A 17,518-nucleotide genomic window follows, 5' to 3' on the forward strand; every position below is an offset into this window, starting at 1 on the left:
GATTTCATTGTTACCGTTTAATCTGGATTGATTACTTACACTCGGATTTTTCACGAACAATAACTTAGTCTATTAATTAGACTAATGTGGGGAAGTTTGACTTCCTCGCTTTTTTTGCTCACTTTCCATGATTTTACTGGAAGCGATCGCTTTTTGGTTTGAGAATATAATGATCATATATTTTACTGATAATTAAAGGGTTACTTAAAAACTGGTTTCCTTTTACATTAAGGCTTTAATTCTCCTTTGGATCTCAAAATCAACGAACGGACAGTATTAACGCCAATTTAGGCTTAATCTAGGCTTAATCTAGGCTTAATTTTCTTTAATTAGCATTATGTTACACTCTTTAGTGTCACTAAAAAAGTTACATTATAATAAGGTATTTTAGTCGTTTCTATTCTACCAATTTTATCACCAGGATCTAAAAACGATGCCTAACCAAGCCCCGACCAACTTAACCCTTAACAACAGTGCCATTTCTCGGACAATTCAAGAAGGTGAAACAATAGTCATTGATTTCATCAGCCAAGACCCAGTTACAGGAAAGACCTTTACCTATGAATTAGTATCAGGGGATGGTGACACCGACAACAGTTTATTTACCATTGTTGATAATCAACTCATAGCTAATACTGTACTTGACTTTGAAACCAAAAACAGTTACAGCATTAGAGTCAAGCAAATAGACCAAAATGGGTTACCCTCTCAACAACAATACAATATTAACGTTAACGACATTAACGAAGCACCCACCGATTTATCTTATGACAACACCACTGACACCACTACAATTGATGAAGGTCAAACAGATGGTGTAATTGGTAATCTCATCAGCACTGACCAAGATACAGGAAGCACTTTTACTTATAGCTTAGTTACAGGAGATGGTGACACCGACAACAGTTTATTTAGTATTGTTGGTAATCAACTCATAGCTAATACTGTATTTGACTTTGAAACCCAAACAAGTTACAGCATTAGAGTCAAAACCGAAGACCAAGGTGGGTTATCTTTTGAGAAGGCTTTGACTATCAACGTTAACGACGTTAACGAAGCACCCACCGATTTGTCTTATGACAACACCACTGACACTACCGCAATTGATGAAGGTAAACCCATTGGTACAGTAGTTGGTAATCTCATCAGCACTGACCAAGATACAGGAAGCACTTTTACCTATAGCTTAATTACAGGGGATGGTGACACTGACAACAGTTCATTTACCATTGTTGATAATCAACTCATAGCAAATATTGTATTTGATTTTGAATCCCTCCAAACAAGTTACAGCATTAGAGTCCAAACCACAGACCAAGGTGGGTTAACCTTTGAGAAACAATTAAATATTAACGTTAATGACATTAACGGTCCAACGGATTTATCATTTGACAACACCACTGACACCACTACAATTAATGAAGGTCAAACAGATAGTGTAATTGGCAATCTCATCAGCACTGACCCAGATACAGGAAGCACTTTTACCTATAGTTTAGTATCAGGGGATGGTGACACCGACAACAGTTCATTTAGTATTGTTGATAATCAACTCCAAACCAACTCTGTATTTAACTTTGAATCTAAAAACAGTTACAGGATTAGGGTCAAAACCACAGACCAAGATGGGTTATCCTTTGAAAAACCATTAACCATTGGTGTCAGTAACGTTAACGAACGTCCTACCGACTTAACACTCTCTAATAGCACAGTTGCGGAAAACAAGGCTGTTGGTACAGTGGTTGGTAATCTCACCACCACAGACCCAGATACAGGAAACACCTTTACTTATAGTTTAGTATCAGGAACAGGTGCAACGGATAATAGTTTATTTACTATTGTTGATAATCAACTCCAAACCAACTCTGTATTTAACTTTGAATCTAAAAACAGTTACAGGATTAGGGTCAAAACCACAGACCAAGGTGGGTTATCCTTCGAGAAACAATTAACCATTGGAGTCAGCAACGTTAACGAAACTCCTACCAATTTAACTCTTAGCAACAGCACCGTTGCGGAAAACCAAGTTAGTGGTACAGTGGTTGGTAATCTTTCCACCACAGACCCAGATACAGTAAACACCTTTACCTATAGTTTAGTATCAGGAACAGGTGCAACTGATAATAGTTTATTCACTATTACCAATAATCAACTTAAAACCAACGCTGTCTTTGACTTTGAAACCAAAAACAGTTACAGGATTCGAATCAAAACCACAGACCAAAGTGGGTTATCTTTTGAGAAACAATTAACCATTGGAGTCAGTAACGTTAACGAAGCTCCAGTTATAACCAGCGCTGCTACAGCCACCTTCGCTGAAAACGGTACACGAACAGTTTATACCGTCACCGCCACCGACGTAGATGCAGGTACAACCCTCACCTATAGCTTATCCGGTGCTGATGCTAACCTATTTAATATCAATAACCGTGCTGTCACCTTCAAAACTGCTCCTAACTTTGAAGCACCTAGTGATAACGGTGCAAATAACGTTTATAACATCAACGTTATCGCTAGTGATGGTACATTAACCGACACAGAACCCGTAGCTATTACCGTTACCAACGTTAACGAACCACCCACATTAGATAGACCTAGTAGTGGTAATCCTTTCGTTATAAAAGGTGACAATAATGACAAAAAAAGACTAGAAGTTAAATTAACAGGATACAGTTCCAAACTCAATAGTGAGCTAGGAGTATTTACTGTTGATGATGCCGATGGTAAAATAGATGGTATTGCACCCGGTGCACCAGGTTATACCGATAAGGCGTTACAACGTGGTCAGGTAATTTTCTCTCTCCTTGGTAATTCTCCCGTTGGATTTGATCAATCTCGTCTCAGCAGGTTATTAGAATTTAATTCTAATAGTAAATTGAGATTCTATTTGGTTAAGGATGGTTCAACGGATTCTGTACTCAACAATACCACTCCCAAAAGTAATGTCCTCTTTGATATTCCTTCTAATGTTAGGACTACTACTTTAGGAAATGGCTTCTCTCTGGCTTGGGAAGATGGTTCTGGTAATGCAACTGGGTTTGAAGATTTGCGGGTAACAATTACCCCAACTGATGCACGTATAGCCCCGGGTACAAGTGTGCAAAACAAACCCCAAAGAGAATTACTAGATTTGCGGGGTAGCAATACTCCGGTAACAGCTAACTTTGTTGTCAACCGAGAGGCCGCTTATAACAACTTCGTTGGTTTTTATAAAGTCAATGATGAGAATGGAGGTATTGATACCGATGGTAATGGTACTATTGATGTCCGTCCAGGAGACGCTAATTATGCTCAAGCCGCTCTGAAAACGCGTGTTTCTGACCTTGCTTTGACTGTCAATAACAATGGAACTGCGAATTTTAACAATAAGACTCTTCAAGGTAATTCTATCTTTGCGCCATTTATTATCACTAATGGTGGTACACCCGATAATTACGACAATATCAACTCCAGGATTTACTTCGCCTTCGGCGCTGCTAACTCAGACAAAGTTGATCATGTGCGGCTTTTAGGTGATAATACCTTTGGTTTTGAAGACCTAGCGGGTGGTGGTGACAACGACTTTAATGATGTCATTGTTAAGGTCAACTTGCCAGTATAGGTAAAATAAGCTGTAATAGCTGATTTTGGGTTTATGATCTACACCCCTGACCTTCTCCTCACTTGGGGAGGGTGGGGTGTTTTTGTACTTCATGCAGTTGAAATCTGCTATTAGATTCCTGATTTCTTCCAGGGGGGATCTCAATTCAATTCCTGATCTCAAAATTTATAACTCAAAACCTGAATTTCTGTATTTTCCGGTAAATTCTGGGAGTTAATTACTATAGAGTCACTATTACTTCGGCGGATATTAACACCCTGCATTAAAGTCAAAAAATCATCTACTGGGGTGATGTCACACTGGTTTGTATCAGCGGCTGGAGTGCGGTAATGGGTGGGAATAACTAACTTAGGATTTAAGACGGTAATGGCTGCTTTTGCTTCTTGAGCATTGTAAGCTTTAGCACTACCACCTACAGGAATAAATAATACATCAGGACGACCCATAAGGATTTTTTGTTCTAGGGTCAGGGGAGCAGCACAACCCCCTAAATGCAGTAAATTCAGTCCTGCTATGGTGAATTTCCAAGCCAGATTTTTCCCGAATCGTTTTCCATTGTGACGATCATGGTCTGTGGTAATTCCTTGAAAATTAACACCCCTAAATTCGTAAACCCCCGGTTGATAAACTAATTTGGGATTTCCCGGTAGTCCTGCTACATAACCTTCGTCTAATAATTGACTACTAATTAATACCAAATCTGCCGCGACCTTTGGGGGACGATACTTAGCTGTACAACCCAAGGTGCGAAAGGGATTAATGAGAATTTTGACATTTCCAGTGGTGAATAAAAAGCAAGTATGACCTAACCACTGAATTGATACATTACTAGACTGGGCATTTACTGAAACTGGCAAACCTAAATTAGTAATTACAGCCGTTATTAGACCCGCCCCAGTATAGCCTATCAACTGTCGTCTTTTCATCTGTATTTTCGCTTTACAAGGTTCGCAGAAAATTTCTGAGTAATTCCTTACCCAAAGAAGTTAAAACACTTTCTGGATGAAATTGGACTCCTTGAATGTGAGGATAGTTCCGGTGTCTGACACCCATAATTGTACCATCTTCTACCCAAGCAGTAATTTCCAATACTTCTGGACAAGTTTCCCGCTCAATTACCAAACTATGATACCTGGTGGCGGTCAAGGGATTTTCTAACCCTTGAAAAATTCCTATCCCCTTGTGTGATACCTGGGAGGTTTTTCCGTGCATTAATTCTGGTGCAGAAACTATTTTACCACCGAAGACCTGACCAATACTTTGATGTCCTAAACACACCCCTAAAATCGGTAATTTTTCGCCAAATTGAGCGATCGCATCTAAGGAAATTCCCGCATCTTCTGGACGACCAGGACCAGGGGAAATGACTATTGCATCTGGGTTTAAGGTTCTAATTTCATCTACAGTCATCTTATCATTTCGTACGATTTGGATATCATTAGCTACAGGAAAATCGGCGGCTAATTCTCCCAAATACTGCACTAAATTATACGTAAAACTGTCGTAATTATCAATGACTAATATCACAATTTTTGCCTAATTTCATCTTCAAATATTCAAGACGTTTCTAGGAAACGTCTCTATTACAACCCACTATCTAGAAATTGGACAGGATTAAAGTCGCTAAAGGAGGCAATAATAGTATAGTTGCGACTAATAATGCTACTAAAGCGGAAATAAGTACAGCCCCAGCCGCACAGTCTTTAGCAATTTTTGCCAATTCATGGTAAGATTGTTTCACCGTTAAGTCTACAATAGACTCAATGGCAGTATTCATTAACTCTAAGGTCAAAACTAAACCGCTGGTAACAGCAATTATAGCTATTTCCACTGTTTCTAAACGTAAGAATACACTCAAACTAATAGCCAAGGCGCAGACGGCTAAATGAATGCGAAAATTACGTTGAGTCTGAAAACCATAGGTAATTCCAGCCCAAGCATACTTAAAACTAACAAATAAATTAGAGGCAATTTGCCAGGAAAGTTCCCTGTCTTTAGACACAAGCGGTGGTAAGCTGTTACTTGTTGGTGATGACGAAAGTTTTGAGGGCATAGATAAAAAAATATGATATGTGACAGAGTGAGAATCTACCGATTTTCATAGCCGGATCAACTTTGAAGCAATTGTAGGCTATTTTAAATAGCGACACTATGAAGTAATCACTAAGATTCCCAATTTTAAATATACATATACTAGACCTCTAAGTTAATAATCATACCTATCTTCTCAAGTAAGATAACTTGTTGCTGTAGCATTTCCATCAAACTTTTTTCATCAGGATGATCCCATCCTAACAAATGCAATAAACCATGAGCCGTTAACCAAGCTAATTCTGTAGATAAGCTATGTTCCTGCTGTTGTGCTTGTCGCTGTGCTGTGTTTACAGAAACAATAATATCACCTAAATACAAGGGCATAGATATCAGCATTTCTTCGCTTCGTGGTAAATTTGCTTCTAGGGATGCAAAAGCTAAAACATCAGTAGGTTTATCCTGTTCACGGTATTGGGAATTGAGGGTTTGAATTTCCGTATCAGTTGTCAACCGCAAACTAACCTCATAACTAGGTGCAGTTGGTAGATAATCATTAAGAATTTCTAACCACTCCTGAAACCAATTTTCCCAAGTTTCGGGAGAAATTAGGGAAAAGTCGTCAACACAATTTTCTAAATATAATTCCACTGGTAAAGCCACAATTTTTCCCCCTTAGCGGGTCAGATACGCTAAACCAACGAGGACAGATAATAGTCCTACAGCAGTTAACGCGAAGTGTTTGAGGGAAGTACCGCCTTTTCTAACCATGTTCCGCATGGCCAGCTTAACATAGCTGGGTTGGGGTTCTTTAGTAGGGGACTTGTCCATAGTTAATTTCTCCAATAATTTCCTTTATTACTTTAACAGGTTACGGGGAAATTAGGAGTCGGGAGTGCAGACTATTAAGTAGGTTGGTGTTAAAAATTGTCGTTATGACAAGGGAACAGGGAACAGGGAACAGGGAACAGGTTTTGGGCAACTTTACTTTTGGTTACTTATGTTGGTTTTTTCCGTTCATATACTTAACCTAAATTAAGCTATTACACAGCTAAATTAGACAATCCTCATATATAGCAATTCTCAACAAGACGTAAATACCTCTTTTTTTCTCTCTACCTCTGGGTTCTCTGTGTCCTCTGTGGTTCGTTCCCAAAAAGAGGATTGCTATTTTTAATCGCTGGCTATCCTGATTCTGATAGTATAACTAAGCGTCCCCTGCTTTCCCTAAGCTTCTACTATCTGATTTTCTTGTCTTAAATAGGCTTGAATAAACATATCAATCTCACCATTCATGATATCGGTAATGGCTGTTGTTTCTACGTTTGTACGCAGGTCTTTAACCATCTGATAAGGATGAAATACATAGTTACGGATTTGATTACCCCAGGAGGCTTCTACCATATCACCGCGAATTTCCGCTATTTCTTGGGCGCGTTGTTCTTTGGCTATAATTAGTAGTTTAGCTTTAAGACGAGCTAGGGCTTTTTCTTTATTTTGCAGTTGTGACCGTTCTTCTGTACAACGGACTGCTATCCCTGTGGGAATGTGAACTATGCGGACTGCGGTTTCTACTTTGTTGACGTTTTGTCCACCTTTACCACCAGAACGGGTGGTGGTAATTTCTAAATCTTTTTCGGGAATGTCTAATTTGACGGTATTATCTATTTGTGGCATCACTTCAACTCCCGCAAAACTGGTTTGTCGTTTACCGTTAGCATTAAAGGGAGAAATTCGTACTAAGCGATGAGTACCCATTTCAGAACGCAAATAACCATAGGCGTAGCGTCCGGTTATTTCTAGGGTGGCGGATTTAATGCCCGCTTCGTCACCTTCTGATTCTTCTGCTAAGGTAACTTTATAATCATGATCTTCTCCCCAACGGGTATACATCCGCATTAACATAAATGCCCAGTCTTGCGCGTCTGTACCACCAGCACCAGCGTTAATTGTTAAGACTGCACCTTTATCGTCGTAGGGTCCAGAAAGTAGTTGTTGTAATTCCCATTGATCTAAATCATGATTGAGTTTTTTAATGGTAGACTCGGCTTCTTGTAATAGCGCTGTGTCTGTTTCTAGTTCCAATAGTTCAACAACTACCCTAGTATCGTCTAAATGGGAATGCCACTGGTAATATTGCTCTAAATGGGACTTTAGATCATTGAGTTCTTGTAGAGTGTTTTGGGCTTGGGTTTGGTCTTCCCAAAATTCTGTTTGGGCGGAAATTTGTTCTAAGTCGTGAATTTTGGCTTGGAGTGCGGGTACGTCAAAGATAGTCCTGGGTTTTACCCAGGCGGCTAGACAATGTTTCGATTTCGCGTTTTAGTTCTAATACGTCCATAATTTTGGCTACTGGCAGGGATGTGATATCTTTGGCGAGTTAATTGGATAACTGGTATTTTATATTTTACTGGATTTTGGTGAGAAAAAAGAATGGGTTACAATTATATCATATATATCATATATATCATAGATTTTGGCTTGGGGTATTCTGGGCTTTTGTGCGGGCTTCTATAGCTTGTTGGTAGTCTGGTTTATATTCTATAGCTTTATCGTAGGATGCGATCGCCTCTTTGTATTGTTGCATATTTAATAGCGCATTGCCGCGACTATACCAACTTTGATAATGATTGGGTTTATAACGGATAGCTTTATTATAGGATGCGATCGCTTCTGGATATTTTTGCAAACTATATTGTGTATTTCCTAGATTATACCACAGTAAATAATCATTTCCCTTTAAGGAAATAGCTTTTTTATAAGATTCTATGGCTTCTGGATAACGTTTAACTTGATGTAATGCCCAACCTCGATTATACCATACTTGATACCGTCGAGGATTGGATTTAATCACTTGGTTAAAAGAATCAATGGCCTCTGGATATCTACGTAATGTCATCAAGATATTACTTCTTGATAACAAAGTGGCAAAGTTACCCTGATTGTATTTTAGCACCTGATCATAAGCTTGCAGAGCAAATTCATAACGATTTAAATTCACGGAACAATTACCTAAATTATACCAAGCTAATTCATGATCTGGTTTTAATTCTATGGTTTTTTTATAAGCTGTAATTGCTTCCTCATACTGTTTAAGATTTTGTAATGCCAATCCTTTTTTGTACCATAATTCAGAATTATCAGGTTGTAAATTAATTGCTTGTTCATAAGCCTTAACTGCATTATTATAGTTATTAATTTTTATAAAAACATCCCCTTTAGCTTGCCAAACTTCAGGAGCATCATTTTTGAGTTCTAAAGCTTGATCAAAAGTGGCAAGTGCTTCCGAATAACGTTTGAGATTTACTAAAACCAACCCGCGATTATTCCAAGCTTCTAAATAATTAGGTTGAAGTTGAATAGCCTTATCATAGACTATTAAAGCTTGTTCATATTTCTTTAATTGAAATAATGCTTGACCTTGACCATACCAAGCTTGAGGATAATCAGGTTTAATATCTCTGGCTTTTTCATAAACTGTTAAAGCTTCTTGATAGCGTTGTAATTGCAGCAGAGTATTTGCCTCATGATATAATCCTATGGCATTTTTATTATTAATGCGATTAATTATAAATATTCCACCTACAGCACCAATAACTAACACAAATATCCCCAAAGGTAATTTCCAGAATATCCCTTTTTTAACTGGGGAATTTTTAACTTGATTTGGTAAAATTGCGGGAGAAAAAACTATTGTTTCCGATGTATTTTCATGCAAATTTTGTAAAGCTTGTAATGCTATTGTCGCAGAGGCATAACGTTGTCGAAAATCATAACATACCATTTTATTTAAAAATTGAGCAAATTCTGGGGATACCGTGGCGGAATTTTGCCAAATAATTTCATTAGTTTCGGGATCTTTTTCTAATTGTTCAGGGGATAATCCTGTTAAAGCTTGAATAGCAATAATTCCCAAAGCATAAATATCACTACTAAATTTGGGTGTTCCTTGTGCCTGTTCTCCGGGAGTATAACCAGGTGTGCCAATAGCGACAGTAGACTTAGTAATATCAGGGGAATTTACTAATTTAGTCGTAATTTGTTTAACTGCACCAAAATCAATTAAAATTAGTTTACCATCTTGTTGTCGTCTCAGAATATTCCGAGGGTTAACATCACGATGAATTACTTTTTGTTGATGTACAAAATCCAAAATTTCTAAAATTTCTTGTACTAGGGAAATTACCTGATTTTCAGTAAAAATTGTACCTAGATTTAATTCTTGACTAAGGTTATTACCTACAATAAGTTCTTGCACCAGATAAAATTCGGCATTTTCTTCAAAGTAAGCTAAAAGTTGGGGAATGCGGTCATGAGTCCCTAATTTATATAAAACTTGGGCTTCTGTGTCAAACAACCTTCTGGCTATTTCCAAAGTAGCAATATCACTAGACTGAGGTTTAAGTTTCTTAACTACACACTGCGGTAAACCGGGTAAATGAGTATCATTAGCAACATAAGTTTCGCCAAATCCGCCACCTCCCAGGTAATTAGTAATTTGGTATCTGCCCACAAGGGTGTTTCCTAGCATTTTATCAACCTATTTGAATAATATGTTATGTTATGACTATTTTGCCACACAAAAATGAGAAGATTTTAATTTTCCAATGCCAAATTATAAGCTTCAACTAATAAATCAATGCCAGTAATTACCTCACCGACAACAATAGCAAAGGATGATAACTTTTTGTGACAGTTGCGTAAGTCCTATTTTTATCAAAAACAACTAACCTGATTGTAGTAAGAACTTTAGTTCTTACTTCGAGAAGTTACGGGCATAAGATCAGGGCTAGAGCCCTGACTACAAATAAAGAATGATAACTTTTTGTGACAGTTGCGTAAGTCCTAACGACTATTTTGCTACGCAAAAATAACAGATGAATGAGGAGATAGAGAATAGGGGATAGGGAACAGATTTTAATTTTCCAATGCAGAATTATAAGCTTTAACTAATAAATCAATGCCAGTAATTGCTCCACCCACAACAACAGCATTAGCACCTAAATCTAAGGCTTTTTTGGCCATTTGTGGTGAAGAAATACCACCCTCACAAATCACAAAAGTGTCAAGATTTTCTACTATTTTAGTCAGTAATTCCCAACCAGGAGGAGAAAAGTCTTGAGTTTCCCCAGTATAGCCAAAAAGAGTAGTTCCCACAATATCCGCACCCGCATTAACTGCTAATTGTGCTGCTTGATATGTATCTATATCTGCCATAACCGGCTTATTTAATTGATCATGAATCAAATTAATAATATTTGCTAACTTTTCATCACCGGGACGATATCTAGTAGTAGCATCTATAGCTATAATATCAGCACCAGCTGCCGCTACGGCCACAGCGTGATGAAATTGTGGTGTAATATATACATCAGAACCAGTTATTACTTGTTTCCAAAGTCCGATAATGGGAACTTGGACTTTTTTCCGCACCGCTTGGATATGAATAGGTGTGTCAATTCTCACTCCTACAGCCCCATTATTTACTGCTGCTTGTGCCATTGCAGAAATTACATAAGGATCATGTAATGGTGAGTTTATGGGCGCTTGACAGGAAACGATTAATCCTTTTGGTAAGTTAATCATGTTTTATTTTAACAGAGAAATGAGGGTTTGAGGAATATTTTCCGTTATCAGAAAAAAGCTATAGTTTAATTTATTTGTATTTGCATGAATTCCCGCAATTCATCAAGACTATTTACAGTTAAAATGCTCCTTTGGATGTTTTTTAATTGTTCTAAATCAGCAACCTGTGATATTTTAGGCATAAACTGTAAACCTTCTTGACTAAATTTTATCTCTAGACTTAGTTCAATGGATGACAGTATAGCTCGTCTTTCACCCCGTTTTTCACCTTCTCTGAAAATCTGTTGATACCAAGGAGACTCTTGTAATATTGCCATATCCCACCTCAGGATTTGTTGAAGCGCTATCTAGTACAATAGTAGGGGCTGTTGGGTTTCGTTCCGATTGCTCCGCAACGCTAAAGCGAACAACCCAACCTACAATAAATGTTATTTTTTGCATAAAGGGAACGATAGAGACATATTTACTGATGAATTTATTTATTGCCTTATTTAAGGATAACGTTAAAAAGCTCCCAAATTTCCCAACTCAAAATTTTCATTATTTCCATTATTAATTACCAATTATGCACCGTATAAATGCTACTGCTGGAGGCTGGAATCAGTCGGAGGGTTTATTTTTCCTAGAACAAACTATAGCACCCTTTGTATTGATTACAGCAGCAGATACTGATATTCAAACTCTAGGAACTGTAGTTTCTAAATTACCTAATGAATTTCCAGAAATTCGAGTCGCTAATTTATTACAACTACAACAACAAATCAGTATAGATGATTATAGCGAACAAGTATTAGAATCAGCGCAAGTAATTGTTCTGCGTCTTATTGGTGGAAGTTCTTATTGGAATTATGGTCTAGAAGTTATACAGGAAATTGGAGAACGTAATGGTACAACCCTAATTATAATGCCAGGAGATGACGGACTTGATCTTGATTTAATCTCGAAATCTACAATTGCTCCAGAAATTGTCCAGAAAATCTGGCAATATTTTCAAGAAGGTGGTACAGAAAATTTCCTCAATGCTTTAAAATTTATCGCTGATACGGCTTTATTAACAGAATTTAATCCTCCACCTCCACAAACTGTTCCCCGTGTGGGTTTGTATGAGTGGAAAGAAGAAAAAAAAGAAATTTTACCAATTCAGCCAAAAGTTGGGATTTTGTTTTATCGCGCTCATTATTTATCAGGAAATACTAAAGTTATTGATGCTTTGTGTAATGCTTTGCTAGAGAAAAATCTACAACCTGTACCAGTTTTTGTCTCTTCATTGCGTGAACCGGGTGTAAGAGATAAATTATGTGAATGGTTTACAGATCAAAATGGGGTAAATATTAGTTTATTAATGAATACCACCAGCTTTTCCTTAGCGCAATTAGAAACAGAAATACCGCAAATTGAACTTTGGGAAAAATTAGATGTCCCGGTTTTGCAAGTAATTCTTTGTGCTAGTTCCATTGAACAATGGGAATCAGAATCACAAGGTTTAACACCCCGTGATATTGCTATAAATGTGGCCTTACCAGAAGTAGACGGACGGATTATTAGTAGGGCTGTATCCTTCAAAACTTTGCAAACTAGAAATCACAAATTAGAAACCGATATTGTAGTTTATGAACCCTTGAGCGATCGCATTCAATTCGTCACCCAACTAGCTGCAAATTGGGTACGATTGCGGGTAAAAATGCGCTCAGAACGGCAAGTAGCCTTAATTTTAGCAAATTACCCCAACACCAACGGTCGCCTTGCCAATGGCGTAGGATTGGACAGTCCTGCTAGTTGTGTAGAAATTCTCAAAGCTTTAAAATTAGCTGGTTATAAAGTAGGAAATATTCCCGAAACTGGAGATGAATTAATTCAAATTCTCACATCTAGCATCACCAATGATCCCGAAGGAAGAGATTGGAAACCAATAAATCAAAGTCTTTCAGCAGCCGAATATCAAAAATATTTTGCTACTTTACCTGCAAATATACAACAAGAAATAATTGAACGGTGGGGAGCAGTAGAAACAATTGAAAATTGGGCAATTTCGGGAATTAAATTTGGGAAAATTTTTGTAGGCATTCAACCATCAAGAGGTTATGATCTTGATCCGAGTTTAAATTATCATGCACCAGATTTAGAACCAACACATAATTATTTAGCCTTTTATCATTGGCTGCGAGAATCCTTTACTGCGGATGCCATAATTCATCTAGGAAAACATGGTAACTTAGAATGGCTACCGGGTAAAAGTGTCGCCTTATCTAATAATTGTTATCCAGAAATTGCCTTAGGACCAATGCCCCATTTATATCCATTTATTGTCAATGATCCTGGTGAAGGTTCACAGGCCAAAAGACGCGCCCAAGCAGTAATAATTGATCACCTAACACCGCCCATGACACGGGCGCAATTATATGGACCATTGCAACAAGTAGAAAACCTCATTGATGAATATTACGAAGCCGAAAGTTTAGATCCTTCCAGATTAGCAATAATCAGCGATCGCATCAAAGAACTAGTCATCAAAGAAAACCTATATAAAGACTTAGGAATTACCAACCCCAAAGACATCACCAACTTTGAAAACCTAATCTTAAACTCCCTAGACGGTTACTTATGCGAACTCAAAGAAGCCCAAATCCGCGACGGCCTACACATATTCGGCCAATGTCCCCAAGGAACCCAACTAAGAGACTTAATAATAGCGATCGGCCGCATCCCCAACCGCTATTCTATAGGCATTACCCGCACCATAGCCAAACAATGGGGTTTAGACATAGATCCCCTCACCGACGACCTATCCACCCCCCTCTCTGCGCCTCTGCGCCTCTGCGAGAGACTTAAATCCTGTCACATCATAGGGGATGTCGTTGAACTCCTAGAAATAGAAGCCGCCCATTTAGTAGAACAAATCATAGCCGGAAAAACCACCGAAAACTGGATCAGCGACAAACTCCTCCCGTCCCTGCAAAAAACTAGTGAAGAAATCACCAACCTGCTCCGGGGACTTGACGGAAAATACGTTAAAAGTGGTGCTTCCGGCGCACCCACACGAGGCCGTCCCGAAGTTCTGCCCACAGGTAAAAACTTTTACGCCGTTGATATTCGTGCCATTCCCACGGAAACAGCCTGGGATATCGGCAGAAAAGCGGCTGAAACCCTGATTGAAACCTACACCCAAGCAAATGGAGAATATCCTAAAACTCTGGCTTTATCGGTGTGGGGTACGGCTACCATGCGGACTGGTGGTGATGATTTAGCGGAGGCTTTAGCTTTGCTCGGTGTTAAACCTGTGTGGGATGGTGTAGCGCGACGGGTGATAGATTTTGAAATATTACCTTTGGCGGTTGTGGGTCGTCCCCGTGTGGATGTTACTCTGAGAATTTCGGGTTTTTTCCGGGATGCTTTTCCTAATTTAATCACTTTATTTGATCAAGCTGTAAAAGCGGTTTCCGCCTTAAATGAACCCCCTGATCAAAATCCCCTCGCAGATATGGTTCGTCAAGAAACTGAACAATGGACTCAACAGGGTTTATCTTTAGAAATAGCACAAGAGCGATCGCAATATCGCGTTTTTGGTTCTCAACCAGGTGCTTATGGGGCGGGACTCCAAGGTTTAATGGCTTCCCAAAATTGGCAAAATGACGAGGATTTAGCCCAAGCTTACACAAATTGGAGCGCTTACGCCTATTCTTCTGGTCAGGAAACAGGGAATAAGAATGTGGAAGCTTTTGAACAACGTTTAAAGCAAATGCAAATCGTCCTCCACAATCAAGATAACCGCGAACATGACTTACTTGATTCTGATGATTATTATCAATTTCAAGGGGGTTTAACCGCCGCTGTGCGTTCTCTTCAGGGTAAAAATCCCCAAACCTATTTTGGCGATAATTCCAATACACTCCAGCCCAAAATTCGCCAACTTAGTTCAGAAATTGCCAGGGTGTACCGAACGCGAGTCGTTAATCCTAAATGGATAGCTGGAGTTATGCGTCACGGTTATAAGGGTGCATTTGAAATGGCCGCAACGGTAGATTTTCTTTTCGCTTACGATGCTACAGCCCAATGTGTGGAAGATTATATGTATCAAGGTGTCTTTGAAGCATATTTAGAAGATGCCACTGTTCGTGAATTTATTCACAACAAAAACCCTTGGGCGTTACGTGATATTGCGGAAAGACTACTAGAGGCAAACCAGCGCGGTTTATGGCAAGATGTAACTAGACAAACACTAGAAAACCTCCGCAATTTAGTCCATCAAGCAGAAGCCACCATCGAAGAAAAATAACTTAGCAATTGGTAACGGGTAGTTAATTTCTGTCACCTATTCCCTGTTCCCTGTTCCCTGTCACCTCTCTTAGTTTCTAAATAGGCATTAACGCCCTTTGGCACTTAGGGCATACAGCATGAATAGTCATTTGACAATCTAATAAATGATAACCTTCTTTTTGCGCTGTTTTTCCCCCAATTTTTAAAATAGAGTCATTTTTAAACTCGATAGTCGAGTTACAGCGCACACAAATTAGGTGATGATGGTGATGGGGATAAGGTTGATTGATTTCATAATGTTTATGTCCTTCCCCCAATTCTAACTCTCGCAAAATCCCCATTCTCGCCATTAACTTTAAAGTCCGGTAGATAGTTGATAAACTAATACCTTCACCGTCAGTTTCTAAGCGATGATACAAATCCTCTGCACTTAAATGCTCACCTTGGGGGAGTTCTTGAAAAATATGTAGAATTGTTTCGCGCTGTGGAGTTAAACGCCAACCACGGTCGTTTAGTTCTGCTTTAAGTGAACCAGTTGTGTAGACAGTCATACTAAATTTTCTCAACAAAGCTCATTAATTGAGAATATAACAAATCTCTGTCCCAATTTGCAACAATCATTGCTTATTGAGAATATTTACTAGTTGATGGGGGACAGGGAACAGGGAACAGGGAACAGGGGACAGGGGACAGGGAACAGGTGACAGGGGACAGGGGACAGGGGACAGGTGACAGGTGACAGAAATTAACTACCCATTACCCATTACCCATTACTTTCTAACTTAAAGACTCTAGATAGTCGCGGACAAGGTTACGGCGCTTAGGTTGACGAAGTTTCTGCAAAGCCTTTGATTCAATTTGTCTCACTCTTTCCCGTGATAGGTCAAGGGCCCGGCCAATTTCTGATAAAGAGTAAGAATGACCATCGGACAAACCGAAGCGCATAGAAACAACATCACGTTCCCGGTCGGTTAAATCGTCCAGAAGACTATACAAATCTTTATGTAAAGACTCCCGCATTAAGGTTTCTTCAGGGGTAATGTTATCAGTTTCTAGCAATTCCCCCAATTCAGTATCTTTATCTTTTCCTACTTTGGTTTCTAAAGACACAGAACGAGGAACTCTCAATAACACTTCCCGGACTTGAGCAGGTGTCATATCTAACTCAATTGCCAGGTCTTCTAAGGTAGGTGTGCGACCTTTTTCTTGGGCAATTTTCCGTTGCGCCTTTTTAATTTTGTTCAGTTTTTCGGTAATATGGACAGGAAGGCGAATGGTACGACTAGAAGTAGCGATCGCTCTGGTAATTCCTTGACGAATCCACCAATAAGCATAGGTACTAAAACGATAACCCTTAGTGGGGTCAAATTTCTCAACGGCTCGTTCTAAACCTAAAGTCCCTTCTTGAACTAAGTCTAACAATTCCAAACCACGATTTTGATATTTTTTAGCGACAGATACCACCAAACGCAAATTCGCTTTAATCATCTGGGATTTAGCTTGTAGTCCTTGACTTTGAATTTGCTCTAGTTCTTCCACGGTTAACTGAGCGATTTCTGCCCAGCGTCTCTTACCATTTGCTAAGGTGGGTTTGAGATCGGATAAATTTATCCCCGCAGTAGCCGCCCACCGTTCTAAAGAAGGGCGGTGTCCTAATTCTGAAGCTAAACGCTCCTGTACCTCAATTAATCGCAAATAAGGGATAATGATCGCATCTCCCTCCTGGGCTGCTAAACTAAGCACCAATCGCATCCGTAAGTTTCGCTGTACTTTTTGAGCTTCGGAAACTTCTTCATCTTTTCCTAATAACCGGACTCGACCAATTTCTTGCAGATAGAGACGAACTAAGTCTGTACTGCTGCGGTTAACTTGAACAGGTAAATCAGATTCAACTACAGGGATATCTAAATCTGGTAAATCATCTAGAGATAACTCACTTTCATCACTACTGATTTCGAGATCCACAGGTACGCTTTGATTTTCGCTATCGTAGTTGGTATTTTTATAAACGGATGTTGCTGGCATAATGTCTCAAGTTGCTCCAGG

13 protein-coding genes are annotated in these 17,518 nt (G+C 38.9%); 2 read left to right on the forward strand and 11 right to left on the reverse strand.

Going from position 1 to position 17,518, the window contains the following annotated elements:
• Positions 1 to 433: 433 nt before the first annotated feature.
• Entirely contained in the window at positions 434 to 3,601 is a 3,168-nt protein-coding gene (locus ACIR310F_RS22470) for a cadherin domain-containing protein (protein ID WP_051289625.1), read from the forward strand.
• A gap of 158 nt (positions 3,602 to 3,759) precedes the next feature.
• Here ACIR310F_RS22470 and ACIR310F_RS0113090 read toward each other — a convergent pair whose 3' ends face one another.
• The 9 genes from ACIR310F_RS0113090 to ACIR310F_RS0113130 all read right to left on the reverse strand — a co-directional run bounded on the left by ACIR310F_RS0113090 (position 3,760) and on the right by ACIR310F_RS0113130 (position 11,535).
• On the reverse strand, positions 3,760 to 4,527 hold the full coding sequence (locus ACIR310F_RS0113090) for an MBL fold metallo-hydrolase (protein ID WP_028084215.1): 768 nt from the start codon (positions 4,525 to 4,527) through the stop codon (positions 3,760 to 3,762).
• Between the two features lie 13 nt (positions 4,528 to 4,540).
• On the reverse strand, positions 4,541 to 5,128 hold the full coding sequence (locus ACIR310F_RS0113095) for an anthranilate synthase component II (protein ID WP_028084216.1): 588 nt from the start codon (positions 5,126 to 5,128) through the stop codon (positions 4,541 to 4,543).
• A gap of 70 nt (positions 5,129 to 5,198) precedes the next feature.
• On the reverse strand, positions 5,199 to 5,654 hold the full coding sequence (locus ACIR310F_RS0113100; protein ID WP_028084217.1) for a diacylglycerol kinase family protein: 456 nt from the start codon (positions 5,652 to 5,654) through the stop codon (positions 5,199 to 5,201).
• A gap of 140 nt (positions 5,655 to 5,794) precedes the next feature.
• The gene (gene ybeY, locus ACIR310F_RS0113105) at positions 5,795 to 6,295 is read right to left on the reverse strand and encodes an rRNA maturation RNase YbeY (RefSeq protein ID WP_028084218.1); all 501 of its coding nucleotides are present in this window, start codon (positions 6,293 to 6,295) and stop codon (positions 5,795 to 5,797) included.
• Between the two features lie 12 nt (positions 6,296 to 6,307).
• Positions 6,308 to 6,463: a DUF3285 domain-containing protein gene (locus tag ACIR310F_RS24375; RefSeq protein WP_071604830.1), complete on the reverse strand. Its 156-nt coding sequence runs from the start codon at positions 6,461 to 6,463 to the stop codon at positions 6,308 to 6,310.
• A 396-nt stretch (positions 6,464 to 6,859) separates the two neighbouring features.
• Positions 6,860 to 7,973 (reverse strand): peptide chain release factor 2 gene (gene prfB, locus ACIR310F_RS0113115; RefSeq protein ID WP_155963802.1). Its coding sequence is split into 2 segments (ribosomal slippage): positions 6,860 to 7,900 and positions 7,902 to 7,973, totalling 1,113 coding nucleotides; the frame shifts between segments, so codons are not numbered across the junction.
• Between the two features lie 126 nt (positions 7,974 to 8,099).
• The gene (locus tag ACIR310F_RS22480) at positions 8,100 to 10,163 is read right to left on the reverse strand and encodes a serine/threonine-protein kinase (protein WP_035367976.1); all 2,064 of its coding nucleotides are present in this window, start codon (positions 10,161 to 10,163) and stop codon (positions 8,100 to 8,102) included.
• Between the two features lie 386 nt (positions 10,164 to 10,549).
• Positions 10,550 to 11,218, reverse strand: coding sequence for an N-acetylmannosamine-6-phosphate 2-epimerase (locus tag ACIR310F_RS0113125; RefSeq protein ID WP_028084220.1), 669 nt, complete (start codon positions 11,216 to 11,218; stop codon positions 10,550 to 10,552).
• A gap of 65 nt (positions 11,219 to 11,283) precedes the next feature.
• Complete coding sequence (locus ACIR310F_RS0113130) at positions 11,284 to 11,535, reverse strand: hypothetical protein (RefSeq protein ID WP_028084221.1); 252 nt, start codon at positions 11,533 to 11,535, stop codon at positions 11,284 to 11,286.
• Between the two features lie 248 nt (positions 11,536 to 11,783).
• On the opposite strand from ACIR310F_RS0113130, the gene cobN reads away from it, so the two are divergent.
• The gene (gene cobN, locus ACIR310F_RS0113135; RefSeq protein WP_028084222.1) at positions 11,784 to 15,491 is read left to right on the forward strand and encodes a cobaltochelatase subunit CobN; all 3,708 of its coding nucleotides are present in this window, start codon (positions 11,784 to 11,786) and stop codon (positions 15,489 to 15,491) included.
• A 76-nt stretch (positions 15,492 to 15,567) separates the two neighbouring features.
• On the opposite strand, the gene ACIR310F_RS0113140 is transcribed toward cobN, so the two are convergent.
• Together ACIR310F_RS0113140 and sigC are read right to left on the reverse strand one after the other, a co-directional pair.
• Complete coding sequence (locus ACIR310F_RS0113140) at positions 15,568 to 16,023, reverse strand: Fur family transcriptional regulator (RefSeq protein WP_028084223.1); 456 nt, start codon at positions 16,021 to 16,023, stop codon at positions 15,568 to 15,570.
• A gap of 226 nt (positions 16,024 to 16,249) precedes the next feature.
• The gene (gene sigC / locus ACIR310F_RS0113145) at positions 16,250 to 17,497 is read right to left on the reverse strand and encodes an RNA polymerase sigma factor SigC (protein ID WP_028084224.1); all 1,248 of its coding nucleotides are present in this window, start codon (positions 17,495 to 17,497) and stop codon (positions 16,250 to 16,252) included.
• Positions 17,498 to 17,518: the final 21 nt, after the last annotated feature.

This window comes from Dolichospermum circinale AWQC310F, from assembly GCF_000426925.1.
Classification (GTDB): Bacteria; Cyanobacteriota; Cyanobacteriia; order Cyanobacteriales; family Nostocaceae; genus Dolichospermum; species Dolichospermum circinale.

Excerpts from the sequence above, each read along its gene's own strand:
- ACIR310F_RS0113100 (WP_028084217.1), bottom strand. The coding sequence starts at position 5,654 with ATGCCCTCAAAACTTTCGTCATCACCAACAAGTAACAGCTTACCACCG.
- cobN (WP_028084222.1), top strand. The coding sequence starts at position 11,784 with ATGCACCGTATAAATGCTACTGCTGGAGGCTGGAATCAGTCGGAGGGT.
- ACIR310F_RS0113125 (WP_028084220.1), bottom strand. The coding sequence starts at position 11,218 with ATGATTAACTTACCAAAAGGATTAATCGTTTCCTGTCAAGCGCCCATA.
- ACIR310F_RS22470 (WP_051289625.1), top strand. The coding sequence starts at position 434 with ATGCCTAACCAAGCCCCGACCAACTTAACCCTTAACAACAGTGCCATT.
- sigC (WP_028084224.1), bottom strand. The coding sequence starts at position 17,497 with ATGCCAGCAACATCCGTTTATAAAAATACCAACTACGATAGCGAAAAT.
- ACIR310F_RS0113130 (WP_028084221.1), bottom strand. The coding sequence starts at position 11,535 with ATGGCAATATTACAAGAGTCTCCTTGGTATCAACAGATTTTCAGAGAA.
- ACIR310F_RS0113140 (WP_028084223.1), bottom strand. The coding sequence starts at position 16,023 with ATGACTGTCTACACAACTGGTTCACTTAAAGCAGAACTAAACGACCGT.
- ACIR310F_RS24375 (WP_071604830.1), bottom strand. The coding sequence starts at position 6,463 with ATGGACAAGTCCCCTACTAAAGAACCCCAACCCAGCTATGTTAAGCTG.
- ACIR310F_RS22480 (WP_035367976.1), bottom strand. The coding sequence starts at position 10,163 with ATGCTAGGAAACACCCTTGTGGGCAGATACCAAATTACTAATTACCTG.
- ACIR310F_RS0113090 (WP_028084215.1), bottom strand. The coding sequence starts at position 4,527 with ATGAAAAGACGACAGTTGATAGGCTATACTGGGGCGGGTCTAATAACG.